The 26,426-nt window shown below is 61.5% G+C and carries 21 protein-coding genes; 12 read left to right on the top strand and 9 right to left on the bottom strand.

What is annotated here, in order from left to right; all coding sequences use genetic code 11:
* Positions 1-36: 36 nt before the first annotated feature.
* The gene (locus ACVWYU_RS28960; RefSeq protein WP_457374328.1) at positions 37-585 is read right to left on the bottom strand and encodes an LLM class flavin-dependent oxidoreductase; all 549 of its coding nucleotides are present in this window, start codon (positions 583-585) and stop codon (positions 37-39) included.
* A 273-nt stretch (positions 586-858) separates the two neighbouring features.
* On the opposite strand from ACVWYU_RS28960, the gene mrdA reads away from it, so the two are divergent.
* The 5 genes from mrdA (at position 859) to qhpG (ending at position 8,542) form a co-directional block, all read left to right on the top strand.
* Positions 859-2,751: a penicillin-binding protein 2 gene (gene mrdA, locus ACVWYU_RS28955; RefSeq protein ID WP_247258166.1), complete on the top strand. Its 1,893-nt coding sequence runs from the start codon at positions 859-861 to the stop codon at positions 2,749-2,751.
* Between the two features lie 206 nt (positions 2,752-2,957).
* Positions 2,958-4,862, top strand: coding sequence for a sigma-54-dependent Fis family transcriptional regulator (locus ACVWYU_RS28950; RefSeq protein ID WP_457374327.1), 1,905 nt, complete (start codon positions 2,958-2,960; stop codon positions 4,860-4,862).
* Positions 4,862-6,580 (top strand): ABC transporter ATP-binding protein, encoded by a 1,719-nt coding sequence (locus ACVWYU_RS28945; protein ID WP_457374326.1) that lies wholly within the window; start codon positions 4,862-4,864, stop codon positions 6,578-6,580. Before ACVWYU_RS28950 ends, ACVWYU_RS28945 begins: the two co-directional genes overlap by 1 nt.
* On the top strand, positions 6,570-7,247 hold the full coding sequence (gene qhpE / locus ACVWYU_RS28940) for a subtilisin-like serine protease QhpE (protein ID WP_457374325.1): 678 nt from the start codon (positions 6,570-6,572) through the stop codon (positions 7,245-7,247). The genes ACVWYU_RS28945 and qhpE overlap by 11 nt, the downstream gene beginning before the upstream one ends.
* Entirely contained in the window at positions 7,244-8,542 is a 1,299-nt protein-coding gene (gene qhpG, locus ACVWYU_RS28935; RefSeq protein ID WP_457374324.1) for a flavin-dependent monooxygenase QhpG, read from the top strand. The genes qhpE and qhpG overlap by 4 nt, the downstream gene beginning before the upstream one ends.
* A gap of 134 nt (positions 8,543-8,676) precedes the next feature.
* Here the strand turns inward: qhpG and ACVWYU_RS28930 are convergent, their stop codons facing one another.
* Positions 8,677-10,167: an aldehyde dehydrogenase family protein gene (locus ACVWYU_RS28930; protein WP_090318424.1), complete on the bottom strand. Its 1,491-nt coding sequence runs from the start codon at positions 10,165-10,167 to the stop codon at positions 8,677-8,679.
* 320 nt (positions 10,168-10,487) lie between these two features.
* Complete coding sequence (locus ACVWYU_RS28925) at positions 10,488-12,188, bottom strand: acid phosphatase (protein WP_457374323.1); 1,701 nt, start codon at positions 12,186-12,188, stop codon at positions 10,488-10,490.
* 577 nt (positions 12,189-12,765) lie between these two features.
* Here ACVWYU_RS28925 and peaA point away from each other — a divergent pair.
* The 4 genes from peaA (at position 12,766) to peaD (ending at position 17,340) form a co-directional block, all read left to right on the top strand.
* Positions 12,766-14,346 (top strand): quinohemoprotein amine dehydrogenase subunit alpha, encoded by a 1,581-nt coding sequence (gene peaA / locus ACVWYU_RS28920; RefSeq protein ID WP_457374322.1) that lies wholly within the window; start codon positions 12,766-12,768, stop codon positions 14,344-14,346.
* Positions 14,347-14,441: 95 nt separating this feature from the next.
* On the top strand, positions 14,442-15,872 hold the full coding sequence (peaB, locus tag ACVWYU_RS28915; protein WP_090318434.1) for a quinohemoprotein amine dehydrogenase maturation protein: 1,431 nt from the start codon (positions 14,442-14,444) through the stop codon (positions 15,870-15,872).
* A gap of 1 nt (position 15,873) precedes the next feature.
* On the top strand, positions 15,874-16,197 hold the full coding sequence (gene qhpC, locus ACVWYU_RS28910) for a quinohemoprotein amine dehydrogenase subunit gamma (protein ID WP_007971075.1): 324 nt from the start codon (positions 15,874-15,876) through the stop codon (positions 16,195-16,197).
* A 24-nt stretch (positions 16,198-16,221) separates the two neighbouring features.
* Positions 16,222-17,340 carry a quinohemoprotein amine dehydrogenase subunit beta gene (peaD, locus tag ACVWYU_RS28905; RefSeq protein ID WP_457374321.1) on the top strand — a complete coding sequence of 373 codons (1,119 nt, stop codon included), beginning with the start codon at positions 16,222-16,224 and terminating at the stop codon, positions 17,338-17,340.
* Between the two features lie 140 nt (positions 17,341-17,480).
* Here the strand turns inward: peaD and ACVWYU_RS28900 are convergent, their stop codons facing one another.
* Together ACVWYU_RS28900 and ACVWYU_RS28895 are read right to left on the bottom strand one after the other, a co-directional pair.
* Positions 17,481-17,882: a lysozyme inhibitor LprI family protein gene (locus ACVWYU_RS28900; protein WP_457374320.1), complete on the bottom strand. Its 402-nt coding sequence runs from the start codon at positions 17,880-17,882 to the stop codon at positions 17,481-17,483.
* Positions 17,883-17,946: 64 nt separating this feature from the next.
* Positions 17,947-18,345, bottom strand: coding sequence for a GFA family protein (locus ACVWYU_RS28895; protein ID WP_457374319.1), 399 nt, complete (start codon positions 18,343-18,345; stop codon positions 17,947-17,949).
* A 202-nt stretch (positions 18,346-18,547) separates the two neighbouring features.
* On the opposite strand from ACVWYU_RS28895, the gene ACVWYU_RS28890 reads away from it, so the two are divergent.
* The gene (locus tag ACVWYU_RS28890) at positions 18,548-19,030 is read left to right on the top strand and encodes an SRPBCC family protein (protein ID WP_090318446.1); all 483 of its coding nucleotides are present in this window, start codon (positions 18,548-18,550) and stop codon (positions 19,028-19,030) included.
* A gap of 333 nt (positions 19,031-19,363) precedes the next feature.
* Here ACVWYU_RS28890 and inhA read toward each other — a convergent pair whose 3' ends face one another.
* Complete coding sequence (gene inhA, locus ACVWYU_RS28885; protein WP_457374318.1) at positions 19,364-20,050, bottom strand: isonitrile hydratase; 687 nt, start codon at positions 20,048-20,050, stop codon at positions 19,364-19,366.
* A 90-nt stretch (positions 20,051-20,140) separates the two neighbouring features.
* On the opposite strand from inhA, the gene ACVWYU_RS28880 reads away from it, so the two are divergent.
* Positions 20,141-21,121, top strand: coding sequence for a GlxA family transcriptional regulator (locus tag ACVWYU_RS28880; RefSeq protein WP_457374317.1), 981 nt, complete (start codon positions 20,141-20,143; stop codon positions 21,119-21,121).
* A gap of 32 nt (positions 21,122-21,153) precedes the next feature.
* Here ACVWYU_RS28880 and ACVWYU_RS28875 read toward each other — a convergent pair whose 3' ends face one another.
* Positions 21,154-21,549 (bottom strand): hypothetical protein, encoded by a 396-nt coding sequence (locus ACVWYU_RS28875; protein WP_457374316.1) that lies wholly within the window; start codon positions 21,547-21,549, stop codon positions 21,154-21,156.
* 159 nt (positions 21,550-21,708) lie between these two features.
* Positions 21,709-23,535 carry a glycoside hydrolase family 15 protein gene (locus tag ACVWYU_RS28870; RefSeq protein WP_457374315.1) on the bottom strand — a complete coding sequence of 609 codons (1,827 nt, stop codon included), beginning with the start codon at positions 23,533-23,535 and terminating at the stop codon, positions 21,709-21,711.
* A gap of 163 nt (positions 23,536-23,698) precedes the next feature.
* Between ACVWYU_RS28870 and ACVWYU_RS28865 the strand changes: the two genes are divergently transcribed.
* Complete coding sequence (locus ACVWYU_RS28865) at positions 23,699-24,874, top strand: MFS transporter (RefSeq protein WP_457374314.1); 1,176 nt, start codon at positions 23,699-23,701, stop codon at positions 24,872-24,874.
* Between the two features lie 94 nt (positions 24,875-24,968).
* Here ACVWYU_RS28865 and ACVWYU_RS28860 read toward each other — a convergent pair whose 3' ends face one another.
* Positions 24,969-26,420 (bottom strand): capsular polysaccharide export protein, LipB/KpsS family, encoded by a 1,452-nt coding sequence (locus ACVWYU_RS28860; protein WP_457374313.1) that lies wholly within the window; start codon positions 26,418-26,420, stop codon positions 24,969-24,971.
* Positions 26,421-26,426 lie beyond the last annotated feature (6 nt).

Raw genomic sequence — 26,426 nt, 5'->3', positions numbered from 1 at the left:
AGAGTAGGTCATCGTCAAGATTAAATTCCGAAACCCCTATCTGCGTATGCAGGTAGGGGTTTTGTTTTTGCGCGCAGGAAAGTGCCGTGATGGGCGGAGAGCGCCTGACGGTTGTGCCAGATTCCCGAGGCATTGCATTAGAAGCCTGTTTCGTAACTCCATCGGGCGGTCACCACTGGCCACGCCCAGCAGCAGGCGCCCATCACTCAGCTCATCGACACTGTTAGCTGACTTCAACGTCAACCAAGGCTGACGCATTGGCAGTACAACCGCCGCCGTACCCAACATGATATTTTCGGTAATACCGGCCAGGTACCCGAGATAGGAAAAGGTTTCGAAAACCTGTGCCGCATCACCGAAATTCGGGTCATAAATCGGAACATCACGAACCCACAGTGCGTGAAAACCCGACTTGTCAGCCAGGCGTGCCATAGCTGCGTGCTGCTTCAGGTCCGGTACACCAAAAGGTCGACCTTCGGTCATCCGCAGCCCCTGACCGGCACTGGACCAGTCATTGTCGAGTGGCAACTCCAGTCCGATGGAGAACCCATTCGAACCCAATAGTCGTTGAAATCGTGGATGCATGGAAAAAACTCCCAAAAACCAGAATGGAATGACATGCACCCAGTATTCACGGGCTAATGAGCAAGAAAAATGCATGAATGGGATTATCAATCTTGTATGAAAAGCACGAATCCACCATCCCACCGAAAACCCTTTGCGACGCTCAAGGACCGTCCTTATAGGAAATCGCACTAAAGTGACCGGGTAGTTTTTGGTATGGTGCAGCTCGTTTTTTTAACGGACTGATTTCAAGCCCACGGATCGGCACTTCCTCTTCACAGAGTTGCTACAGAAATGCCCGAACCGATACCGATCAAGGATCACGAAAATGAGAAGCGCCTGGTCAACAAAAGACTGATCGCCTGCGCCTTGTTTGTCGTCGCCATTACCTGCGCGCTGGTGGTGCGCATGTATGTCCTGCAGGTAGTCGAATTCGACTATCACTCCACGATCTCCGAAAACAACCGTGTCCATGTCCTGCCAATCACACCTACTCGCGGGTTGATCTATGACCGCAATGGCGTGGTTCTGGCCGACAACCGGCCCAGCTACAACCTGACGATCACTCGCGAACGCGCTTCGGATGTCAAACAAGAGCTGGACGAAGTAGTCAACCTGCTGCACCTGCCTGCCGAAGACCGTGCGCTGTTCGACAAAGCGATGAAGCAGGCGCGGCATCCGTTCGTTCCGGTCACGCTGTTCTATGAGCTCAGCGAAGAACAGATCGCGGTGCTCGCGGTCAATGAGTTCCGTTTGCCGGGCATCGATGTCGAGCCGCAGTTCGTGCGCCACTATCCGTTCGCTGAACACTTCGCTCATTCAATCGGCTACGTCGGTCGTATCAACGAGAAAGAATCCAAGGCCCTGGACTCGGTCGAATACCGGGGCACCCAATCCATTGGCAAAACCGGGATCGAGAAATTCTACGAGTCGGAACTGCATGGCCATGTCGGATACGAAGAAGTCGAAACCAACGCTCAGGGGCGTGTGCTGCGTGTGCTCAAGCACACCGACCCGATTCCGGGTAAAAACATCGTCCTGAGTCTCGACGTCAAACTTCAGGAAGCCGCCGAGCAGGCCCTGGGTGACCGTCGCGGTTCGGTGGTTGCGCTCGATCCGTCGACGGGTGAAGTCCTGGCCATGGTCAGCAAACCCAGCTTCGACCCGAATCTGTTCGTGACCGGCATCAGCTTCAAGGAGTACGCGGCGCTGCACGATTCGATCGACCGGCCACTGTTCAACCGCGTGCTGCGCGGCCTCTATGCGCCGGGCTCGACCATTAAGCCGGAAGTCGCGATTGCCGGCCTCGACGCCGGTGTGGTCACGCCGCAGACCCGAGTCTTCGACCCTGGCTACTACCAGTTGCCGGACTTCGATCACAAGTACCGTAACTGGAACCATAGCGGTGATGGATGGGTAGACATGGACGCGGCGATCATGCGTTCCAACGACACCTATTTCTACGATCTGGCACACAAGCTGGGCATCGACCGCCTGCACGACTACATGGCGATGTTCGGTCTCGGTGAAAAGGTCTCGCTGGACATGTACGAAGAGTCTCCGGGACTGATGCCGTCCCAGGCCTGGAAGCGCGCCACGCGCCGCCAGCCGTGGTTCCCGGGTGAGACGGTAATCCTCGGCATTGGCCAGGGCTACATGCAAGTCACGCCGCTGCAACTGGCCCAGGCCACTGCGTTGATTGCCAACAAAGGGGTGTGGAACCGTCCGCACCTGGCCAAGACCGTGGACGGTGTCGCGCCAGTGGATGAGCACCCGATGCCGAATATCCTGCTCAAGGATCCCCGTGACTGGGAGCAGGTCAACCACGGCATGCAGATGGTGATGCACGATGCCCGCGGGATTGCCCGCGCGGCAGCGGTGGGCGCTCAGTACCGCATCGCCGGCAAGAGTGGTACCGCGCAAGTGGTGGCGATCAAGCAGGGTGAGCGCTACAACCGCGAAAAGACCCTTGAGCGCAACCGTGACAACGCCTTGTTTGTCGGTTTCGCACCGGCGGAACATCCCAAGATTGCCATTTCGGTGATGATCGAAAACGGCGAGGCCGGTGGCCGTGTTGCCGGTCCCGTGGTACGGCAGATCATGGACGCCTGGCTGCTCGATCAGGAAGGCCACCTGAAACCGCAATACGCCGCGCCGAGCAAACCGCCGGGTGATCCTCACGTCTGAAGGCCATCGCTGGCAAGCCAGGCTCCTGCGATCTATCGAGTTGAAGCTCACTGTAGGGCCAGGCTTGCCGACAATGAACGGGGTCACCATCCACCTGGCGAAACACAAACGCTCTACGGCTCTTGCCATAGCCCTTACGTTAACGTAAAGATTGCGGCAGGGCGCCGTTGTACAAAGGCGCAGGGCGGACCGACCCGGAGCGCTTGATGACACTTATAAAAACAAATTCCCCCAAATTGCACCGCGAAGCCCGGCTGGCTCGGGAAAAGCTGCATCTGGAAGGCGAAGTACCGGATGGCGTCCTGCGCGCCGAAATCGATGCCTCGTGGCGGCGCAGTCTCAGCCATGGCGTGCATTTCAATGCCCAGCATGAACTGGCGCTGGAATCGACGGCGAGCCTCGATGTATTGCTGGCAAGCAACCGTCTGCTGATTGACGCAGCCTTGCCGGCGATCGATTACCTGGCCGAACGCCAGGGCAAGGAAGGGCTGATCATTCTCGCCAACTCCGAGGCGACCATTCTGGCGGTCGAAGGACGCGCCGACCGACTCAAGGGCAGTGGCCTGCAAGACATCACCCTCGGTGCCTGCTGGAGCGAAGCCGTACGTGGCACCAACGCCCTCGGCACGGCACTGGTGGAAGCCCGGCCGACCCTGATCGATTGCGGCGAACATTATCTGGATCGCCTCAGTGATTTTTCCTGCACCTCGGTGCCGATCCATTGTCCCCAGGGCAATATTCTCGGCGTCCTGGACCTGACCCGCGAAGGTCCGCTCGGCCGCGCCCACGACAGCACCGCGTTGCTGGCCATGGCCGTCAGCCAGATCGAAAGCCGCGTCTTCAACACAAGCTATCCGGATGAAATTGTCCTGGCCTTCCACAGCCGTCGCCAGTACCTCGAATCCCCCTGGCAGGGCTTGTTGGCCGTAAGCCTCGGCGGGCAGATCCTCGCCGTCAGCGCCCAGGCCTGCCAGTTGCTGCATGCCGAGCGTTCGGCGCTGGTCGGTCGGCGGTGCGAAGAGTTTCTCGGCGTCGATGGCCTGCAACTGTTGGCGCGACTGCATCATGGCGGCGTTGGCAGCCTGCAGACCGCCAAAGGTGAATTTTTCTACAAAACCCTGCGTGCGCCGCAGCGTTCGATCAACGTCAGCAATCCGCCGCGCAGCGTTGCAAAACCCGCCAAGTCCCAGCCGGACCTCGAATCCCTGGCCGGCAGCAATGTGCGTTATGCCCGGGCCCTGCGCATGGCCCGCCAAGGCCTGGCCAACCAACTGCCGGTGTTGCTGTTGGGCGAAACCGGTACCGGCAAGGAAGTCATCGCCCGTGCCCTGCACATGGCGGGCAGCCGCGCTGACAAACCTTTCGTCGCGGTGAACTGTGCGGCCATTCCTGAAGGCCTGATCGAGTCCGAACTGTTCGGCTACCGCGAAGGCGCATTCACCGGTTCGCGGCGTGGCGGCATGATCGGTCGCTTGCAACAGGCCCATGGCGGCACGCTGTTCCTCGACGAAATCGGCGACATGCCGCTGGCACTGCAGGCGCGGTTGTTGCGCGTGTTGCAGGATCGCAAGGTCGCTCCGTTGGGCGCTGGCGAAGAGCAGGACATCGACGTCGCATTGATCTGTGCCACCCATCGCGACCTCAAGCGGCTGGTGGAAGAAAAACACTTTCGCGAAGACCTGTTCTACCGGGTCAACGGCATCAGCGTGATGCTCCCGGCCCTGCGCGAGCGTGAAGACTTCAGCGCGCTGGTCAGCCGTTTGCTGGCCAGACTCGATGCACCAACGGTGGTGCTGCATGACGACTTGAGCCGTTTGCTCGGCGGCTATCACTGGCCGGGCAACATCCGCCAACTGGAGATGGTCCTGCGCACTGCACTGGCCATGCGCGAGCCGGGGGAAACCGTCCTCACCCTCGATCACTTACCCGACAGCATGCTCGACGACCTGAGCTCAAGCGAACGTCCGCAGTCCGGGAGCATCCGCGAAAACGAACTGGAGATGATTCGTCAGTCCCTGGATAGCCATCAGGGCAACGTCTCGGCCGCCGCCGACGCCCTGGGCATCAGCCGCGCGACTCTGTATCGCAAGCTCAAACAGTTGCGCTCGTGATGCAGCGCCTGATCGTTCGGCTGATCGACAGCCAGAACCCCGAAGCCCTGCAATCGTCGTTGCGCTGGCTCTACAGTTTCGTGCGGCCTCATCGACTGGCGATCGCCGGGCTGCTGGGTTTGTCGGTCTGTGCTTCGGCATTGGTGCTGGTGCAACCGTGGCTGACCAAGCTGTTGATCGACGACGGGTTGCTCGCGCGCAATTTCCCGATGCTGGTGCTGATCGCCGGGCTGATGATCGTTGCCGGCTTGCTCGGCACGGCGTTGTCCGGGATTAACCGTTATCTGCACACGCGGCTGTCCGGGCGCATGCTGTTTGCCCTGCGCGATGACCTCTATCGGCATTTGCAGACCCTGTCCCCCAGCTTCTACGGTCAGCGGCGCATCGGTGACCTGATGTCGCGCCTCGATGGCGACGTGGCGGAGATCCAGCGTTTTGCCGTGGACTCGCTGTTTTCGGCGGTGTCCAGCGTGATTGGCCTGGTGGTTGCGCTGGCGATGCTGCTGACCCTGTCCTGGAAACTGTCGCTGCTGGCACTGGTGCTGATTCCCCTCGACGTGCTCTGGCTGCGCTGGATGCGGCGAAAGGTCGAGCGTGATGTGCGGCAGTTGCGCGAGCGCTCGGCAGACATGTCCTCGTTCATGGTCGAAACGCTGCCGGTGATGAAGTTCATCCAGTCCGCCGGCCAGCAGCAGCGCGAAGCGCGGCGCCTGGAAAACCTGGGGCAGGGCTACATGAGCCAGTTACTGCGCCTGCAAGTCACCGAGTTTTTCACCCAGGCCGTGCCGGGCACGCTGACCTCCCTGTCCCGCGCCTGCGCCTTTCTGATCGGTGGATACTGGGTGGTGCAGGGCACTTGGCAACTGGGCGCGCTGATCGCGTTTTCGACCTACCTGGGCATGGCCGTCGGGCCGGTGCAGAGCCTGCTCGGGCTCTATGTCGCCATTCAACGAATGACCGTCAGCCTCGGGCGTGTGATGGAACTGCGCGGCGAACAACCGACCGTACTCACACCCGCGACGCCACAGCCGCTGCCGGCCTCTGGCGATCTGCGTTTCGATGACGTGCACTTCAGCCATCCCGGCCGAACCACAACCCTGCGCGGCATCCAGGTATCCATACCCTACGGTTTGAAAGTCGCGTTGAGCGGCGGCTCCGGGGTTGGCAAATCGACCTTGATCGACCTGCTGCAACGCCACCACGACCCGCAATCCGGGCGGGTGTTGCTCGGTGAAGTGGACCTGCGCGAACTCGACCTGTTCCAGTTGCGTCGGCGCATCGCCGTGGTCAGTCAGGACATCGTGCTGTTTCGCGGCAGCCTGGCCGACAACCTGGCCTATGCGGTGCCAGATGCCAGCCGCGAAGCGGTAGCCGAAGTGGCACGGCTGGCCCAACTCGACAGCCTGATCGCCTCCTTGCCCGAAGGCCTCGACAGCCCGCTGGGTGAGCGTGGGCAGCAGTTGTCCGGCGGGCAAAAACAACGCATCGCGATCGCCCGTGCGCTGTTGCAAGACCCCTTGATTCTGGTGCTCGACGAAGCCACCTCGGCGGTGGACGAAGCCACCGAGCGCGAAGTGATCGAGGCCATCGACCGTCTGTTTGCCGGGCGTACGCGGATATTGATCAGCCATCGTCCTTCGACCCTGGCCGATGCCGATCTGCGTTTTGAATTGCTCGACGGCGTATTGATTTCCAAAGCGGTGCTGCATGAAGCCTGAATTGCGTATCGGCGTGGTGGACAGCGGTCACTCGGCGGCGCAACGGGTGCAAGTCATCGCCGGACGGCGCTTTGCGTTGGTGGAGGACGGACTCACCGAGAGCGATTTGCATGGCGATCCCCTGGGCCACGGCAGCGCGGTCATCGAAGCCATAGGTCGCCGTGCGCCATCGGCACTGTTCTGCGTGGCCCAGGTGTTCGACCAGCGCGGGGTGACCAGTGCCTTGCAGATAGCCACGGCGATCGACTGGCTGGTGGCTCAGGATGTGCGGCTGATCAATTTGAGTCTCGGCCTGCGTCAGGATCGCAGTCTGTTGCGTGACGCTTGCGCGGCGGCGGTGGCGAAGGGCGTATTACTGTGCGCGTCGAGCCCTGCCCAGGGCGAGGGTGTATACCCGGCGAATTATCCACAGGTGCTGCGGGTAACGGGCGATGCGCGCTGCGCCGAACTCGAATGGTCGTGGCTCGACACCACCCAGGCGGACTTTGCCGCGTGCGTGCACGGCACTTATCCAGGCCAGTCGGGCGCCAGTCTCGGCTGCGCCGCGTTGAGCGGACATATCGCGGCGTTCCTGGTGGCACACCCCGAGGCGAGCAACGAACAGGTGATCGACTATCTGCAGCACAACGCCCGCTATCGCGGTCCTGAACGGCGCCTCGGGCCATGACTGCGATTGTGGTGCTGGGGGCCGGCCCGGCAGGTGCGGCGGTGGCACTCGGGCTGCGGCGACTGGGGTATGCCGTCACGCTGGTCAGCGAGTGGCGCCGGTTTGCCGCGCTCGAAGGCGTATCCGTGCGCGTGCTGGAGGCCTTGCGCGGTGCAGGGCTGCATCACGCTTTGGAGGAGGCGGCGTTGCCATCGCAACGGCAGGTCAACTGGAACGGCCAGCAACACGCACAAAACATCGAATTCCTGCTGGATCGCCCGACTTTCGATCGCGGCCTGCGCCAAGACTTGCGCGCGGCTGGCGTGCTGTTGATCGAAGGCCGGGTGCTGGGCGTGCAGTCATTTTCCGATGGCCATCGCATCGACATCGAAGGACGCGAAAGCCTGAGCGCAGACTTTCTGGTCGAAGCCCGCGGGCGTCAGGCACCGGCGCTCGGCAAGGGCCTGCGCGGGCCGGAGACGGTCAGCCTGCTCAATCGCTGGCAAGGCAAGCCGGGCGACACCGCCAGCGCCGTGGAAAGCCTTGAGGACGGCTGGGCGTGGATGGCGCGGCGGGCCGACGGCCAGTGCTACTGGCAATGGACGGTGGACGTGGCCAGCGCCGGGTTACCGGGCAAGGCGCAGTTGCTGGAGTACTGTCGCCAGCGACGTCAGGATTCGGCCGTGGCTCGGGCATTCTTTGCCGGCGAAGCGGAGGTTGATCTGAACCTGCACGCCCGCAGCAGCACCGCCATCCTCAGCCCGCAGGTGTGTGGCGAACACTGGATACGGGTCGGCGATGCGGCGATGGCGGTCGACCCGCTGTCGGGCAATGGCATCTTTCAATCATTGTCGTCGGCATTACAGGCACCGACGGTGATCAACACCCTGTTGCGCAAACCCGAACGGGCGGCGCTGGCCCAGCGTTTTCACCAGCAACGGGTGGAACAGCTGTTTCTGCGGTTCGCGCGGATCGGTCGGGATTTCTATGCCGATGAACAACGCTGGTTGAACCAGCCTTTCTGGCAAGCGCGGCGACAGTGGCCGGATGCTGAGGTCGCCCATGCAGAAGCGGACTTCATTGGCCTGAGGATCGAGCGGGCTCCAGTGCTGAAGGATGGTTTTGTCGACGAGGCCGAGGTGGTGATCACCGCGGATCAGCCGTTGGGGATCTGGCATGTGCAGGGGGTTGAATTGGCGCCGTTGGTGCAGAGGTTAAAGCAGGGCGAGCCGGCGGGTTCGGTGTTGGCCGGGCTGACGGTGGAGCAGGGAAGGATAGTTCGCGGCTGGTTGTTGACTCAGGGATTCAAGCCCTGAGATTTGAGCTGTCTGAATCGGCCTCATCGCGGGCAAGCCCGCACAGTGATTTGTGTGAGGCCGAAGAATTCAGCAACACCACAAAACCTGTGGGAGCGGGCTTGCCCGCGATGGCGGCCGAAAGGGGCCCGCTATTACAGCTTGATCAACACCGACTTCAGCTCCGTGTAATGCTCAATCGCCGCATAGCCCATCTCGCGCCCGACCCCCGACATCTTGTACCCCCCGAACGGCAGCGCCGGGTCCAGCGCGCTGTGGCAGTTGACCCACACCGAACCGGACTTGATCCGCGGAATCATCCGGTGCACCGCTGCCAGGTCATTCGACCAGATACTCGCGCCTAACCCGTAAGGGCTGTCATTGGCCATGCGCAGCGCATCGGCTTCGTCATCGAACGGAATCGCCACCAGCACCGGGCCGAAGATTTCTTCCTGCACCAGTGAGTGCTTCTGATCGACGTCAACGATCACCGTCGGCTTGACGAAAAAGCCCGGCCCGAATTGCTCGCCGCCGCAGGCAATGGTCGCACCGCTTTCCCGGCCTTTTTCGATATAGCCATACACCCGCGCCTGCTGACGCGCAGAGATCAGCGGCCCCATCTCGACGCTCGGGTCCAGGCCGTTGCCGAGTTTCATGGCATTGGCGATGCCGGCGATGTCCGCCACCACATTGTCGAAATGCTTGCGTTGCACATACAGGCGCGAGCCGGCGCAGCACACCTGACCCTGATTGAAGAAAATCGCGCTGGCGGCCCCGGCGGCAGCGCTCGGCAGGTCGGCATCGGCCATGACGATGGTTGGCGATTTGCCGCCCAGTTCCAGGGTGACCCGGGTCATCGAGTCCATGGCGATCTTGCCGATCTGCTGGCCCACGGCGGTGGAGCCGGTAAAGGTCAGCTTGTCCACCAGGGGGTTGTGGGTCAGTGCGGAGCCGGCGGTGATGCCCGTGCCGGTCACCACGTTGAACACGCCTTCGGGATAACCGGCTTCCAGTACCAGCTCCGCCAGTTTCAGTGCGGTCAGTGGTGTTTCATCGGCGGGTTTGAGCACCACGGTGCAACCGGTAGCCAGGGCCGGGCCGAGTTTCCAGCAGGCCAGCAGCAACGGGAAGTTCCAGGCGACGATGGCGCCAACCACGCCCACCGCTTCGCGGCGGATGAAGCTGTGGAACTGATCATTGGGCATCAGCGGCAACGACACCTCGACACTGGAGCCTTCGATCTTGGTTGCCCAACCGGCCATGTAGCGCAGGAAGTCGATGGCCAGCTGCACGTCCATCACCTGTGCGACGGCGGCACTCTTGCCATTGTTCAGGCACTCCAGCTGCGCCAGCAGCTCGGCGTCGCGCTGCATCAGGTCGGCGAGTTTCCACAACAGGTTCTGCCGCTCCCGGGGGCGGGTACGGCTCCAGGCCGAGTCATCGAACGCCTGACGCGCGGCGAGCACCGCGCGGTCGACATCTTCCGGCGTGGCCCGTGGCACCACACAAAGCACTTCGCCGGTGGCCGGGTTGTGCAGGGGCATGGTCTGGCCGTCGGCGGCCTCGACCCAGTCTCCGCCGATAAGCATGCGCGGCGCGCGTTGGATAAAGGCCGAAGTGGCGGGAAGCAGATCAGGAAGCGACATGTTGAAACCTCGTCTTGTTCGTGTGCCGAGGTCTTTCGCAACGGTTGTGCCAGTTTGCCCAAAGGCCGTATTTAGCCGGGTTCGGTGCGGAGGGAGGGGCGCTGGAGGAGGCGGATTTGTCGCAACTTGAGACGCCAAATGAGACAAACATCACGCCCGCTGATCTGTAGAAGCTGGCTTGTCGGGTCGCCGCATCGCAGCGAAGGTCGTCAACGATGACGCGTACCGTCTGGATAACTACGTCGCTCCTGCAATCATCGTCGGCAACCTGGCTCCTTGTTTTCCCCGGGATTACGTGAAGAACCTTTTTTAAGGTTTATTCAGACCGGAAACTGCAAGGCGTTGGTCAGGTCGCCCATCGGCGCCTGGCCTCGGGCGATCATCGCTTCATCGCGCTGCTTCAGACCCTCGAGTTTTTCCAATTGGAACACCCGGGTAATCAGCCGCAGGATCGACGCGGTGTCATACACCGTGTGATCGACCGCGCCTTTGCGTGAAAACGGCGACACCACCAGGGCCGGCACCCGCGAGCCCGGGCCCCAGCGATCCCCCTTGGGTGGGGCGACGTGGTCCCACCAGCCACCGTTCTCGTCGATGGTCACCACCACCACCATGTTTTTCCACTGTGGGCTTTGTTGCAGCACTTTAAGCGCGCGAACGATATGTCGGTCACCCGACGCCACGTCGGCATAACCGGCGTGCATGTTCAGGTTGCCTTGGGGTTTGTAGAAAGTCACCGCCGGCAGCTTGCCCGCCTCGGCGTCGGCAAAGAACTTGTTCGTGCTGGATTCGTCCCCCAGGCCGCCATCGCGCAGGCGTTTTTTACGTTCCTCCGGGTTTTCCGGGCCTTGGCGTTTGAAATAGTTGAACGGCTGGTGGTGGTACTGAAAGTTCGGGATTTTCGGAATGCCTCCCGAATCCTTGTATTGCTCCAGCGTCGCCTGCCAGGCCCCCGCGTACCAGGCCCAGTCGATGTTCTTCTTCGACAGCTTGTCGCCGATGTGCTCGTGGGTCTGCGGAACCAGGACGTTCGGCAGATCAGGTTTGGAGTAGTCCGGATGGTCCGGGTCGCGGATCCACGTCGGCCAGTAGGGCGGGGCGAGGGTATTGACCCCGTAACCATCGGGCGTCAGCGCGCTGGGGCCGAACTGCGGCGGACCGGTCATGGCGCTGGCCGGCGAGGACTCCAGCGGTTTGAGGCGTGGGTCAGCCGGATCGTTGCTTTGCAGCACGGCTATTTGTGATTTGGCAACCGAATTGGCCGCGTCCGGATAAAACGGTGCGGTGGCGCTGATCAGGTATTGGTGGTTAAGAAATGAACCACCGAAGGCGCCCTGGAAGAAGTTGTCGCAGAGCACGAAATCCCGGGCAATGTCCCATAGGCGCAGGGAATATTGGCTCTGGGCATAGTGGCCCATGGTCAAGCCTCCGGAATCGGCCCAGGCGACAAAGCCGTCGTTCTTGCCGCCGTTGATCTGCATCTGGTTCTGGTAGAACACGTGCCACAGATCGCGGGTCACCAGACCGAACGGCAAGTCCTCCGCGTTCGGGCCTTTGAGGGCGAAGGGCGCGTTGGGCAGGTTTTCCTGAAACTGGACGGCGTTGGGATAAGTCACGCCGTCGAGGGTTTGCGGTCCGATCTGCAAGACACCGCCCCACACCGGCGGCAAGGTTTGCAACAGGCTTCCATCGCGGTCGCGCTGCTGATAATCGGCAGGCTGGAGCGCTGATAGCGGTTTCTCGACCCCGGGAAAATCGCCAAAGAGGTTATTGAAGCTGCGGTTTTCGGCGTAGATCACCACCACGGTTTTCACCTGGTCGTGCAGGGCTTTGTCGAGTTCTTCGGCCGATAGCGGACGATCAGGCGTCTCACCTGGCACATTGCCCTGATTGCCGTAAGCAGTGAGGGCTGCGCCGGCGCCGAGTACCGCGACGCCACCGAGAAAACGGCGGCGACTGGTGTCGATGGGGTGGTCGGATTCGGCTGAGGATGGGTTTATACCGTCTGTTTCGTCGCTCATATCGAATCCCCTGGCCTGGTCGAGTTGTTTCTACATGTTTCGGCCGGACGCTAGCAAGGGATTGTGACAGATGGGTGACGACTCACCGTTCAAAGGTGGGGACGAGCCTGCTCGCGAAAGCGGTACGTCAGCCACATTCATGGCGGATGTGCTGCCGTTTTCGCGGGCAAGCCCGCTCCCACAGGTTTGGTGTGATCTCTGTACATAGGCGCTGGCTTGTCGGGTCGCCGCATCGTAGCGAAGGTCGGCAACGATAACGCGAGCCCCCTGGATAACCACATCGTCCCTGCCCAAACGATCATTGGTCATCGCCCATCGACGTGGCTCACCTATGCTCGTCTCAGAGTGAAACAGTTGTCGCGAAATTAAACGTGTTGCCAGGTCGGTATCCTGGGAGAAACGCCCGACGATGTTGGCAAATCATTGATTCAACGAGGTTTTAACAAGCTGGCACGCTCCGTGTATTGCTCATCGCAGACGTTTCTACTGCCTCCGTCAGCGGCTTGCCGCCGGCGGCAGAAACCCAAAAAACGATAAGCCACAAAAATAAGAAAGCACCGTGCGAGGTTCGACGTTGATGAAGAGAAAACTCCGATCAGGCATGAGCGCCAGCCTGCTGGCCGTAGCCGCTTGTATAGCGCTGCATTCGCCTCACAGCCTGGCAGCCCGCGACGCCCAGACCATCCTCAAGGAAACCTGTCAGGGCTGTCATACCCCCGAAGCCGATAACGCTCTGAGCCGCATCAGCCACCAGCGCAAAACGCCGGAAGGCTGGTTGATGAGCATTGCCCGAATGCAGACCATGCACGGTTTGCAGATCAGCGATGAAGACCGCCGGACGCTGGTCAAGTACCTGGCCGACACCCAGGGCCTGGCGCCCAGCGAGACCGACGGCGTGCGCTATGCGCTGGAGCGCCGGCTCAACACCGTCGAAAAGTTCGACGAGCAGACCAGCCAGATGTGCGGTCGCTGCCACTCCGGTGCGCGGGTCGCCTTGCAACGGCGTCCGGCTCAGGAGTGGGAGCGCCTGGTGAATTTCCACCTCGGTCAGTGGCCGTCCCTGGAATACCAGGCCCTGGCCCGCGATCGCGACTGGTTCGATATCGCTCGCAAAGACATGGTGCCGCTGTTGGCCAAGCGCTATCCGCTGGACAACCCGGCCTGGAAGAAATGGCAGAGCGTGGCGCCGAAGTCCGACGCATTGGTAGGCGACTGGAGCTTCAGCGGCCACTTGCCGGGCAAGGGTGAGCTGTCGGGGGTGATGAGCGTCAGCGCTGACGGCAGCGACACCTTCAAGGTCAGCGTCAAAGGCCAATACGCCGACGGTACCCCGTTCAACGGCGACGGCAGCGCGATCCTTTACACCGGCTACGAATGGCGTGGCAACGTCACCATCGACGGCGTGACCATGCGTCAAGTGTTCGCCGCCCAGGGCAATGCGATGCAGGGCCGGATGTTTGAGGCCGAGCACGATGAGCGTGGCCTGGACTTCGTCGCCGCCAAACAGGGTTCCGCCCGTTTGCTGGCGGTGCAGCCGGGTTACCTGAAGGCCGGCAGCGAAAGCGAAGTCACCCTGATCGGCAGCGGTCTGAGTGGCAAGCCGAATTTCGGCAAAGGCGTGGAAGTGCTCGAAATCGTCGAGCAGAGCCCGCAGCAAATCAAGGTCAAACTCAAGGCCGCCGCCAATGCCCAGCCGGGTCTGCGTGCAGTCTCCGTCGGTACGCTGAAAGGCCCGAGCCTGTCGGTGTACAGCCAGATCGCCGAAGTCAAAGTCGTGCCTGAGTTCTCGGTGGCGCGGATCGGCGAGGGCGGCGGTTCGACGCCGAAAGTCCAGGGCCGTTTCGACGCCGAAGCCTGGGGCAAGGGCGCTGATGGCAAGCCGTATCGCATCGGCGTGTTCCCGGCGCAGTGGAAGGTCGAGGCCTTTGACGAGCGCGCCAAGGAAGACGAAGACGTCAAGTTCGCCGGCACCATGCAGGCTGACGCGGGCGTGTTCACACCGGGCGATGCAGGACCGAACCCGGCGCGCAAGATGTCCACCAACAATGCCGGCAACCTCAAGGTGATCGCCGCCGTCGACGACGCAGGGAAATCCCTGACCGGCGAAGGCCACATGATCGTGACCGTGCAACGCTGGAACAATCCACCCATTCCGTGAGGTTGAAACGTGAGCCTGGCTGCAGGCAAAGGCTTCAGACACTTTTCGGAATGACCGCAAGCCCCGCATAACGGGGCTTGCACAGGAGGTTTGCAATGGGCGCTATCTTGAATCTGGTCGAACGCAACCTGCACGAAGTGCACGTTGATGCCGACCGCATGCTGTTCCATATCCCCAGCAGTTCGCTGTTCGCCAGCGATGAACTGACGGGCACCATCATCGATACCTTGCGCGGTCCCGGCTGCTCGTCGGACGACCTGATCCAGCGGCTGTCCGCGCGTTTCAACGGTGAAGAAGTCACTGAAACCCTGCGCGAGCTGATGGCCCTGGAACTGGTCAGCGACGGTTCGCCGCTGACCCCGGACATCGCCACCAAGCGGGTCGAACGCACGGCGATCAACACCGTGGTGCTCAACGTCAACACCGGCTGCAACCTGAGCTGCACCTACTGCTACAAGGAAGACCTCGACAAGCCTTCGGCCGGCAAGAAAATGGACGTCGAGACGGCCATCGCTTCGGTGGAAATGCTGCTGCGGGAATCCCCGGATGAAGAGCGTTTCACCGTGGTGTTCTTCGGCGGAGAGCCGCTGAGCAATCGCAAGCTGATCGAGTACATGGTCGATTACTGTGAAAAGCGTTTTCGCGAAGCCGGCAAGTTCGTCGAGTTCGTGATGACCACCAACGCCACGCTGCTGACCGAAGAAACCGTGGACTACCTCAACGCCCACCGTTTCGGGCTTTCGGTAAGTATCGACGGGCCGAAAACCGTGCACGACCGCAACCGCATCACCGTGGGCGGGCAGGGCACCTACGACGTGGTGCGGCGCAAGGCTGAAATGCTGCTGTCGCGCTACAACAGTCGTCCGGTCGGCGCGCGGGTGACCCTGACCACCGGCGTCACCGACGTCGAAACGATCTGGGATCACCTGTTCAACGAACTGGGGTTTGCCGAAGTCGGGTTTGCCCCGGTCACCTCAGGCGACATCAGTACGTTCAACCTGACCAGCGATGAACTGATCGAAGTCTTCGCCAACATGAAGAAGCTCGGTCGACGTTACCTGGAAGCGGCGCTGGAGCACCGCAACATCGGTTTCTCCAACCTGCATCAGTTGATCACCGACATCCACGAAGGCCACAAAAAAGCCCTGCCTTGCGGCGCGGGCCTGAAGATGCTGGCGGTCGATCACAAGGGTGAATTGAACCTGTGCCACCGCTTTACCGGTTCGAGTCTGCCAACCTTCGGCAATGTGCACAGCGGCGTAAAACAGGTTGAGCTGAACGACTTCCTGTCCCAGCGCCTCGACCGTACCAACACCGGCTGCGAAGACTGCCAGATCCGCAACCTGTGCTCCGGCGGTTGCTACCACGAAAGCTACGCCCGCTACGGCGACCCGACCCATCCGACCTATCACTACTGCGAACTGATGCGTGACTGGGTCGACTTCGGCATCGAGGTCTACACCCGGATCATGGCTCACAACCCTGCGTTCATCAGCAGCTACATCACTCCGCGCAAGGCTCACTGATATGAAACATCTCAAGGCAATCAATAACAAAGCGTTGAAGCTGGATCAGGCCGCGGACGAAAACCGCATCGAAGAAGTGGTGGCGATGAGCTCCGTGGCGGGCTGCGCCTCGACCACCGACCCGGGTTGGGAGATCGACGCGTTTGGCGGTGTGTCGTCGCTGTGCCAGCCGATGGAAGCCGACCTGTATGGCTGCTCCGATCCGTGCTGGTGGCCGGCCCAGGTGCCCGACATGATGAGCACCTATCCGGACTGGAACAAGGATGCCCAGGCGTCCAACGAAAACTGGCGCAACCTCGGCACTGTCTTCCCCAAAGACAAGTGATCAGATAAGAAGAAGGATTCCAGCATGCACAGCATCAACGCCTGCGGCCTGGCCGCTTTCGCCCTTCTGAGCACCTGTTCGCTCAACGTGATGGCCGATGAAAACACCGCACTGCAAGACGGTCACGAGTACATGTTGACCACCAATTACCCGAACAACCTGAACGTGATCGACCTGGCCACCGACAGCCTGTACAAGACCTGCAAGATGCCCGACGCCTTTGGTCCCGGCACCGTGCAACTGTCGCCGGACCGCAAGACCGCCTATGTGCTGAACAACCACTATGCCGATGTCTACGGCGTCGAACTGGACAGCTGCAAGCAGGTGTTCCACGCCAGCATCACCCAGAAGCCGGGGGAGAAAGCGCGGTCGATGTTCGCCTTTACCCTCAGCCACGACGGTAAGGAACTGTTCACCGTCGCCAACCCGACGCTGATGCTCAACGACCGCTACGAAGTGCAGCAGCCACGGCTCGATGTGTACAAGACTGACGCCGGCATGGACGCCAAACCCGTGCGCAGCTTCCCGGCACCGCGACAGCTGACCATCATGCAGAGCGGTGACGACGGCACGCTGTACGTGGCGGGCGCGGACGTCTACAAGGTCAACGTGCAGACCGGCAAATTCGACGTGCTGATCCCGAGCCGCCACTGGAAGCGCCCGAACTACAGCGCCCCGGACGTGCTGTACGTGTGGAACCAGCAGACCTATCGCCATGACTTCTCGCTGCTCTACACCGCCGCGAAGTTCAAGGACAAGAAACAGGACCCGGCCACCGCCGAATACCTGTACGGCCTGTTCAGCGTCGACCTGAAAACCGGCAAGACCGAAACCACCGACTTCGGTCCCCTGACGGAAATCTACTTCAGTGGCATGCGCTCGCCCAAAGACCCGAACCTGATGTTTGGCGTGCTCAACCGCCTGGCCAAGTACGACATCAAGCAGAAGAAACTGCTCCAGTCCGCCACTTTGGATCATTCCTACTACTGCATTTCCTTCAACAAGGACGGCAGCAAAATCTACCTGGCCGGGACCTTCAACGATGTGGCGATCTTCGATGCTGACAGCCTGAAGCAGATCGGCAGCATCAAGATGCCGGGCGGGGATATGGCGATTACTACGGCGCAGGTGTTTGTGCGCTGATTCGCGGCGCCTGAGCTGCCTTCGCTGGCCAGCTCCTACAAGGATTTCAGTGGATCACACATTTGTGTACGCCGCTGAACCTTGTGGGAGCGAGCTTGCTCGCGATGGGGCCCCCACAAGCACAGCAAAAATAGCCAGAATCAAACCCCCGGCACCGGGCAGCTCAAATCACCTTCCTGACACTTCAGATAAGTCTTGAACGTCTCGACCCGCGCCTTGGTCAACGCTGTGATGCAATTGCCGTAGACCAGCGGATAGACACTCCCGCCTTCCACCCCTGACGCCGAAAACTTGCACTCGGCATCCCGAAACGCAATCCACGAACGCTGTGCGCTCACCAACAGTTTCTTGCTGTCGGGATTGGCCTTCAGCCGTGTGGTGATTTGCTGATAGAGCGCATTCAGCTCCTTGTCAGCCGCCGCGTGCTGTTGCGCCGCGCACTGGTTCATTGTCGCCTGGTCGGCCGCGTTGTCGCAGCCCACGGCATGGGCCAGGGTGGTGAACATCAAGGGTGTCAACGCCAGAAGAAAGCGTGAATGCATGTCAGAAGCTCGCTGTGACAGGGAAAAGAGCGGTGCAGTTTAGCGCAGTGCAATCTTCGGCCCTCTACGTCTGCCATTCAGGGTGTTTCTTGACCGCGTCACAGGCAAGCCAAGGCGCGTCGTGGGACGTCCAGATATGCGCCTGAGGCGTCATTTTCGGATCGTCATCCAGTGTGGCGACACGAACGATCACGTGGGGCTGGGCCAAACGTTCCGCCATCAGATGCGAGCCGCACACCGAACAGAAATGCCGCCACTTGCCCGGCGAGGACTCAAAGCTGCTGAGCCGGTCCTGGCCCTTGATCCAGCGAAAATGCTCGCGCATCACGCCGGCAGTCGACGCAAAAGCCGCCGCGTGCGCCTTGCGGCAGGTATGGCAGTGACAGTGGCTGATGGGCATGTCGAGGCCGTCCACTTGGTAATGGATGGTTTTGCATAGGCAGCTTCCCTGCAGTTTGTTCATGTTGCCTCCCGGTGGCATGGCTGGATTCTGCGTTGTGGTGGCCAACGTTAGCAGGTTCGATCGACGCCAACCGCCACCGTCAAAGCAGAACTTATCGTCACGAATACAGCCGAATACTTCGGGCAACGTTGATCGCCACACAACTTTAGGGTTGGACAAGTGGTCTTACAGGCCTACTGTTGTTCAGTACAGGAGGTGACTTATGAACCCAGCATCAGATCGCATCGAAAGGAAGATCCTGCTCAAGGCGCCGCGTTCACAGGTCTGGCGCGTCATAGCCCATGCCGAGGAGTTCGGGAAATGGTTTGGCGTGGCGCTGGACGGAAGGCGTTTTGTCGCCGGCGAGTGGACCCAGGGGCAGGTTACGTACCCAGGTTATGAACATGTGTTGTGGAACGTGTTGGTCGAACGGGTCGAGCCGGAGCGACTGTTTTCGTTTCGCTGGCATCCGTACGCCGTGGAATCGGGCTTCGATTACTCCCAGGAACCCACCACCCTGGTGAAATTCGAGCTCGAAGACATGGACAAGGGCACGTTGCTGAAGGTGTCCGAGTCGGGATTCGACCACATTCCCCAAACTCGCCGGCTCAAAGCGTTCCGCATGGACAGCCGTGGTTGGGATGAGCAAATGAGCAACATCGAGCAGTTTCTTATTGCCAAGGCTCACGAACGCCAGGTGGAATGATCACACCCGCAAAGCTGCAAGTCAGCCGCAGGTCGCGTCATTCGCGGCCTTCGCGCTCGAAGTCCGACATGTCCAAGGGACTTCGGAAGGGCAGCTATAGCGAATGTCCTACAAGTGTTAGTAGATATGTCCTCTATTGCAGATTGGATCCCATGCGTATTCTGGCCCCATCCACTGAAGCACAGGGAGTGCTCAGGATCATGGATGATCGGCCTGCATGGAATGCTGACGACAGGGAGTCGTACTGGTCTGGGAAGAACCCGCTTCGGCGGGTTTTTTTATGGGCGCAAGAAAAGTATTGGCTGCGGGAGCCGGGTTCCCGCAGCCGCTCTTTTAGCGTCGATCCAGTTTCGCTGCGGCACGTTCGGTGATTTCTGCACGCAGCTTCAATGAACCGGCAGCGCGCTTGCGGGCTTCTTCCAATACGCTGGCTGGCGCCGTTTCCGGGCTGCCCGCGGTGAACGGCGGCGCCGGGGCGTATTCGAGCTGCAATTGCACCAACTGCGCGGTGTCCTTATCGAACAGTTCGGCGGCCAGGGTCAGGGCGAAATCGATGCCCGCGGTGATCCCGCCACCGGTCAGCAGGTTACCGTCGCGCACCACCCGGTCTTTCACCGCAATCGCCCCCAGCGGTGCCAGCAGTTCGTGATAGGCCCAGTGGGTGGTCGCACGCTTGCCCTTGAGCAGGCCCGCGGCGCCGAGTACCAGAGCACCGGTGCAGACCGAGGTGACATAACGCGCGTTGGCGGCTTGAGACTTGATAAAGGCCAGGGTCCGGTCATCTTCCATCAACGCACCGACGCCGCTGCCGCCCGGAATACAGATCACATCCAGTGCAGGGCAGTCGTCAAAAGTGACGGTCGGTTTCAACATCAGGCCGGTGCTGGCGGTGATGGGCATCAGGTCCTTCCAGATCAAATGCACCTTCACATCCGGCAGCGAGGCCAACAGGTCGTAAGGGCCGGTCAGGTCGAGTTGCTGAACCTGTGGAAACAACAGAAAACCGATCTGCAAGGTCATGGTGTTTTTCTCATGAAGTGGGTGGACGGCTTTACTGTAGGCTCGTAGGATTTGGCGTATACGCCAATAACCCCACGAATTACGCCAATCATGCCCAAGACCATTCACGTGCTTGCGTTTCCCAACGTGCAACTGCTCGATGTCACCGGGCCGTTGCAGGTGTTTGCTTCGGCCAACGACATCGCCCGCCATCAAGGTTTGCCGCCGCCCTACGCGCCGTCGGTGATCGCCAGCGGCGGCGGGGCGGTGCTGTCATCGGCGGGACTGGCGTTATTGGCCGAACCGTTGCCGAAGCAGGGCAGCGACACCTTGATCATCGCCGGCGGCTGGGGTGTGTACGCGGCGGCTGAAGACCTGCCGTTGGTGGCGTGGGTGCGCGAGCATGCAGCAGGGTGCCGGCGGGTTTCATCGGTGTGCACCGGGGCGTTTTTGCTCGCGGCCAGTGGCTGGCTCGATGGTCGGCGCGTGGTGACCCACTGGACCCGTTGCGAGCAATTGGCGCAGCAGCACCCGCAATTGCGGGTCGAGCCGAATCCGATCTTCATCAACGATGGCCCGGTCTGGACCTCGGCCGGAGTCACCGCCGGCATCGATCTCGCGCTGGCCATGGTCGAGCAAGACCTCGGCCGCGCCATGGCCCTGGAAGTGGCGCGGCAGCTGGTGGTGTTCCTCAAGCGGCCCGGCGGTCAGTCGCAATTCAGCGTGACCCTGTCCTTGCAGAAAGAAGGCAACCGGTTCGACGAACTTCATGCCTGGATCAGCGAAAACCTTACCAAGGACCTCGGCGTTCCCACCCTGGCCCTGCAGGCCGGCATGAGCGAACGCAGCTTCGTGCGCCACTACCGCGCCGACACCGGCCAGACCCCGGCCCGTGCCATCGAACAGATCCGCGTCGAAACCGCGCGACGGTTGCTCAGCGACACCGGCGTGCCGATCAAACGGGTCGCCGTGCAATGCGGATTCGGCAGCGAGGAAACCCTGCGCCGCAGCTTTCTGCGCGCCATGGGCGTGACGCCACAAGCCTATCGTGAGCGGTTTTCTGTCAGCGCCGCAGATCCCGTGCTGCCTTGAACGCGGGGGACGTCAGTCGATGCGCAGCGCTTTTACTCAGCCGCCTCGACTTCCGTCACCTGATTGAAGTACTTCGCCCGATCCGGTGTAAACGTCACCACCATCCGCGTGCGTGAACAGGTCAATGCCCGCTCTTCACTCAAATCCACATCCAGGTCCTCGCCGCGCAAGCCCTGCCACTGGGCGAGGTATTTGAGGGAACCGTATTTTTCGAGTTTTTTCAGGCTGCGGCTGACACCACCCTTCCAGCCCAGCACCGGCAGTTCACCGGCCAGGCACCGTTGCGCGAGGTCCGGGAAGCGGATGGCACGCTGGCGGCCGATCTCCCAGCATTTGATCAGGCCCCTGTCGTGGGCCTCCCACAGTTCGTCGCGGGTCAGGCCCGAGCGTAAGGGCGATTTGATGCTGCGATGGATGCGTTGGGTCATTCTGGTTCCTTGAATTCGGGGTGGTTGGACAGCTCCGCTGTGCCCGTTGATCGGGGATGTTAGGTGGGGATGTAACGGCTGGCAACAGAGTATTTCTGCATGTTTTGTTTAAGAAATGTAGGACATCCACCTGGGGTGAACAGGTGACAGGCGCTGGCTTCAAGGCTGCCAGACACTCTTCTCCCCACTCAACTTCCGATCCAGAAAACACGCCGCACTGATCAACGCCAGGTGCGTCAGCGCTTGCGGCGTGTTGCCCATGTGCCGCGCGTGACTGTCGAATTCTTCCGCGTACAACCCCAAGGGGTTGGCATAGCGCAGCAGTTGTTCGAACTCCAGATGAGCCTTTTCCAGGCGACCGGCCCGGGCCAGGCATTCGACGTACCAGAACGAGCACGCGGCGAACGCGCCTTCGGTGCCGGGCAGGCCGTCGATGTGTTTGTCGTCATTGTGGTAGCGATACACCATGCCATCGCGCACCAGATTCTTTGCGATGGCGTCGAGGGTCGCCAGCCAGCGTGGGTCCTTGGCGCTGACGAAACGCACCAGCGGCATCAGCAGCATCGAGCCGTCGAGGGCAGTGCCGCCGATGTGCTGGACGAAATGCCCGTGTTCCTCGTTCCAGAAGTTTTCCCAGATGTCCGAGTAGATGGCCTGACGGGTCTGGTCCCAACGGGCGAACGGGGCGGGCAGGGAGCGTTTCGAGGCGAGGCGGATCGCCCGGTCCAGCGCCACCCAGCACATCAGGCGCGAGTGCAGGAAATGGTGCTGCTCGCCGCGCATTTCCCAGATACCGACATCTTCCTGCTGCCAGGTTTCGCAGACCTGATCGACCACTTCCACCGTGTGCTTCCAGCCCTCGTGGGAAATGGCTTCGCCGTACTTGTTGACCAGGTACACCGCGTCCATCAGCTCGCCGAAGATATCCAGCTGGACCTGCGTATACGCCAGATTGCCGATGCGCACCGGGGTCGCACCACCATGGCCGGACAGGTGCGTGAGTTCGACTTCCGGCAGTTCCTGGCGACCGTCGATGCCGTACAGGATATTGATTTTCATCGCGTGGCCCCGACAGTCGCTGACCCGTCCGCGCAACCAGCGCATGTAGGCGTTGGCCTCGTCGACGAACCCCAGGCGCATGAAGGCATAGACCGTGAAGGAGGCGTCGCGGATCCAGGTATAGCGGTAGTCCCAGTTGCGTTCGCCGCCAACGCTTTCCGGCAGGCCGAAGGTCGCGGCGGCGAGGATGGCGCCGTGTTTACGCGAGGTCAGCAACTTCATCGCCAGTGCCGAGCGGTTGACCATTTCCCGCCAGCGCCCACGGTAGCTGGACTGCCTGATCCAGTCGCGCCAGAACTTCAGGGTGCGTTCCAGGCACAAGTCGGCGGCACCTTCCTTGAAGCGGGGATCGTCGACGGCGCCGAGCAGGCATTGCGCGGTCTGGTCCTGTTCGAGGGAGAATTCGGCCACCGCCGCGTTGCCGTCGATCCTTAGGGGCTGATCCGTGGACAGCCGCAACGACGGTTGACCGGCGGCAGCGAACATCACGTCCTTGCCGTCCAGGCGGGCGAGGGTGGTGGCACGGGCGTAGTCATGGCGCACCGCGCAGCGCAGGCGAAAGGTCGCCCGGCCACTGACCACGCGCACCCGACGCATCAGCATCGGCAGGTCATCTTCGGTGTCGCCGATGGGCAGCAGGTCGGTGATTTCGACCACGGCGCGATCACTGAGCCAACGGGTTTGCAGCACGTTGGTGTCGGGCAGGTAAATCTGCTCGCGACGCGCATCGGGCAAGTCCGGGGACAGCTGGAAAATGCCGGCCTCGGGGGTGTCCAGCAGCGAACAGAAAATCGACGGGCTATCGAACTCCGGCCAGCAGAAAAAATCCACGCTGCCCTTGTCATTGACCAGCGCCGCGCTGCGCATGTCGCCGATGATGCCGTGGGCGTCGATGGGGCTTTGTCGTTCCGGGTGATGATCAGGCATTACCGTGACGCTCCGGGAATTAAGGTCCTATGCAGCTGACTGATTGGGGTGGCCTGGAGTTCATTTGCCCGCGATGGGGCCTTCACATTCAACCAACAAATTGCCGCTTCCCCCTCATTCCAGCGTTGTGGCAACGTGCAGGCCCTGATCGAGGCCGGCCCCCATGGCAAACCCCTACCGCGAACTGTTCAACGCCCCTGGCAGCCGTGCCTTCGTGCTCGCGGGAATGATCGCGCGCATGCCGATCTCCATGACCGGTATCGGTCTGATCACCATGCTCTCGCAGTTGCAGGGCGGCTATGGGTTGGCCGGGGCGGTGGCGGCGACATTTGCCCTGGCCACGGCGTTTTGTGCGCCCCAGGTGTCGCGGCTGGTGGACCGTTTTGGCCAGCGGCGGGTCCTGCCGGTATCGGCGCTGATCGGAGGCGGGGCGCTGCTGATGGTGTTGCTCTGCACCCGTTTGCAGGCGCCGCACTGGACATTGTTCGTGTTCGCCGCGCTCGCCGGCTGCATGCCGAGCATGTCGGCGATGGTGCGGGCGCGCTGGACCGAGGTCTACCGTGGTCAGCCGCAACTGCAAACGGCCTATGCCCTGGAGTCGGTGCTGGACGAAGTCTGCTTCATTGTCGGGCCACCCTTGTCGGTGGGCTTGTGCGTGGTGGCGTTCCCCGAGGCCGGGCCATTGGCGGCAGCGTTGATGCTGGCGATCGGCGTGACCGCGTTTGTGTTGCAGCGCGACACCGAGCCGGCGGTGCATCCCCATGAAGAACACCACCAGGGTTCGATCATTCGTTCGGTGGACATCCAGTTGCTGATGCTGTTGATGGTCGCCATGGGCACCATCGTCGGCGTCGTGGACGTGGTCAGCGTGGCCTTCGCCCAGCAGCAGGGGCAACCGGCGGCGGCGAGCATCGTGTTGTCGGTGTATGCCATCGGTTCTTGCCTGGCCGGGCTGGCGTTCGGCGCATTGCGCTCGAAAGTGCCGCTGCCGCGCCTGTTCCTGTACGGCGGGGTGGCGACGGCGGTGACCACCTTGCCGCTGCTGCTGGCGGTGAACATTCTCGGGTTATCCCTGGCAGTGTTCGTCGCCGGGCTGTTTTTTGCGCCGACGCTGATCGTCGCCATGGCCCTGGTGGAGAAGATCGTGCCACCGGCCAAACTCACCGAAGGCCTGACCTGGCTGGTCACCGGGTTGAGCATCGGCGTGGCGATGGGGGCCGCCAGTTCAGGCTGGCTGGTGGACGCGTTCGGTGCGCGCAGCGGATTCTGGGTGGCGATTGCGGCGGGGGCGGTGGTGCTGGGGGCGGCGGTGCAAAGCCATCGTCATTTGAAAGGATGATTCACCCGTGGCAGCGAGCCTGCTCGAGATGACGATGCATCAGGCGCTTTGATGCCGACATCCTTCATCGCAAGCGAGCTCGCTCCTACAGAGGCTAGAGCGCGAGCATGCCTTTGAGGTAGCGGCGAACCTGTCGATAGCGCGGGCACTGTTCGAGCAGGCCCGGGGTGTTTCGTGTGCGATGTTCCAGTGCCTGCTGTGGGCTGCAGGGCATGCCCCGGACCTGTACCAGTTGTTGCTCTTCGCCGTCGTTACGCTTGAGGATCAAGCTGGCGGTTGCATTGCCTGGGCTGAGGCGCCATAGCGGAAGGTCCTGCGCTGCAGCCTGTGCCGACTGGTCATGGGGTTCGTCGGCACTCCACACCAGCAGCTTGTCGTTTTCCCGCGCCAGGGTGCTCATCAGGTCGGCCTTGTATTGGCTGAACTGCACACGACCCCAACGGCTGTCGAGCAAGCTGCGGATCGTCGATTGCTGGCGCCGGGGCGCGCCGAGTACGGTCAATGTACCGGCGAACTGGCTGTCCTGTTGTTTCTGCCGGGCCAGTTGCCGGGCCACGGTCATCACATCACAGCGCTGGTCGGTCAATGGGTCCACGTAGCGGCAGTAACGAATGTAGGCGGCAGCCACCAATTGCTCCAGCGTTGGCCGGGCCTGGCGGCGCGGGATCGGCAAGCGATCATCGGTCAAGCCCCAGCCGGCATAGAAGGGCAGGCCGAAACACGTCACCGGTGTTCCCTGGATCAAGGCTTCCAGCCCGGCCTGGCTGGTGCCGACATACACCCGTCGGGCCCGGCACGCCAGGGAGGCCCAGGACACGTGACGGTTCTCCAGCGTTACCCCGCGTGCCTGGGCAGCATTGAGCAGGCAGCTTTTCTTGTGGCCGTTGATGCAGTCGGGGTGAATCCGCACCCGCACATCCGCATCGGGGTTTTCCGCGAGCGCCGCATCGAGCATGCGGATGAAGTCTGCTTCGCACAGGCCGCCGCCCGGAATGGAGAAGTCGCCGTAAGTCTGGTCCACCACCAGAACCAGTGGCTTGTCGCGCCCCAGGGGGTCGTCCTCGCTCAAGTCCGGGGCGTTGTTGTATTTGCCGATGCCACTGCTGCGCATCAATGCAATCAATGCCTTTGCGGTTGCCAGTTCCGCAGCGGTCAGGGTGTGCGGGGTTTGCAGCATGTTTTCCAGCAGTGATGGGCGATCAGCCAGATAGTGGATACCAATGGGATCGACCACCATCGACATCGGCGTATCGCCCTCGACCCCCAGTGAAGAAGAACGCAGAAAGCCGTCCTCCAGCGCCACGTAGGGAATGCCCCAGCGTTTGCATAACACGCGGGCATGGTCGGAGGAGCTTTTGTAGCCGATCCCGGAAATGGCCTTCAAACCTGCGGGGCGTTTCTGGCCGCGCCGCCACAGCCAGTGGGGCGGTCCTTCAGGGTCGAGGAACTCACTCAGGTGAAAGACTTTCCACATCACCCACTGCGACATGATGCCCACCCAGCCGGGGCCTTCCACCAGTGATTCAAGGGGGACTGATCGACTCATCTCTTC

The sequence above is a fragment of the Pseudomonas sp. TE12234 genome (assembly GCF_054061835.1).
The sequence above is the reverse complement of the archived record's forward strand: the minus strand, read 5'-3'. Positions and strand labels throughout refer to the sequence as shown.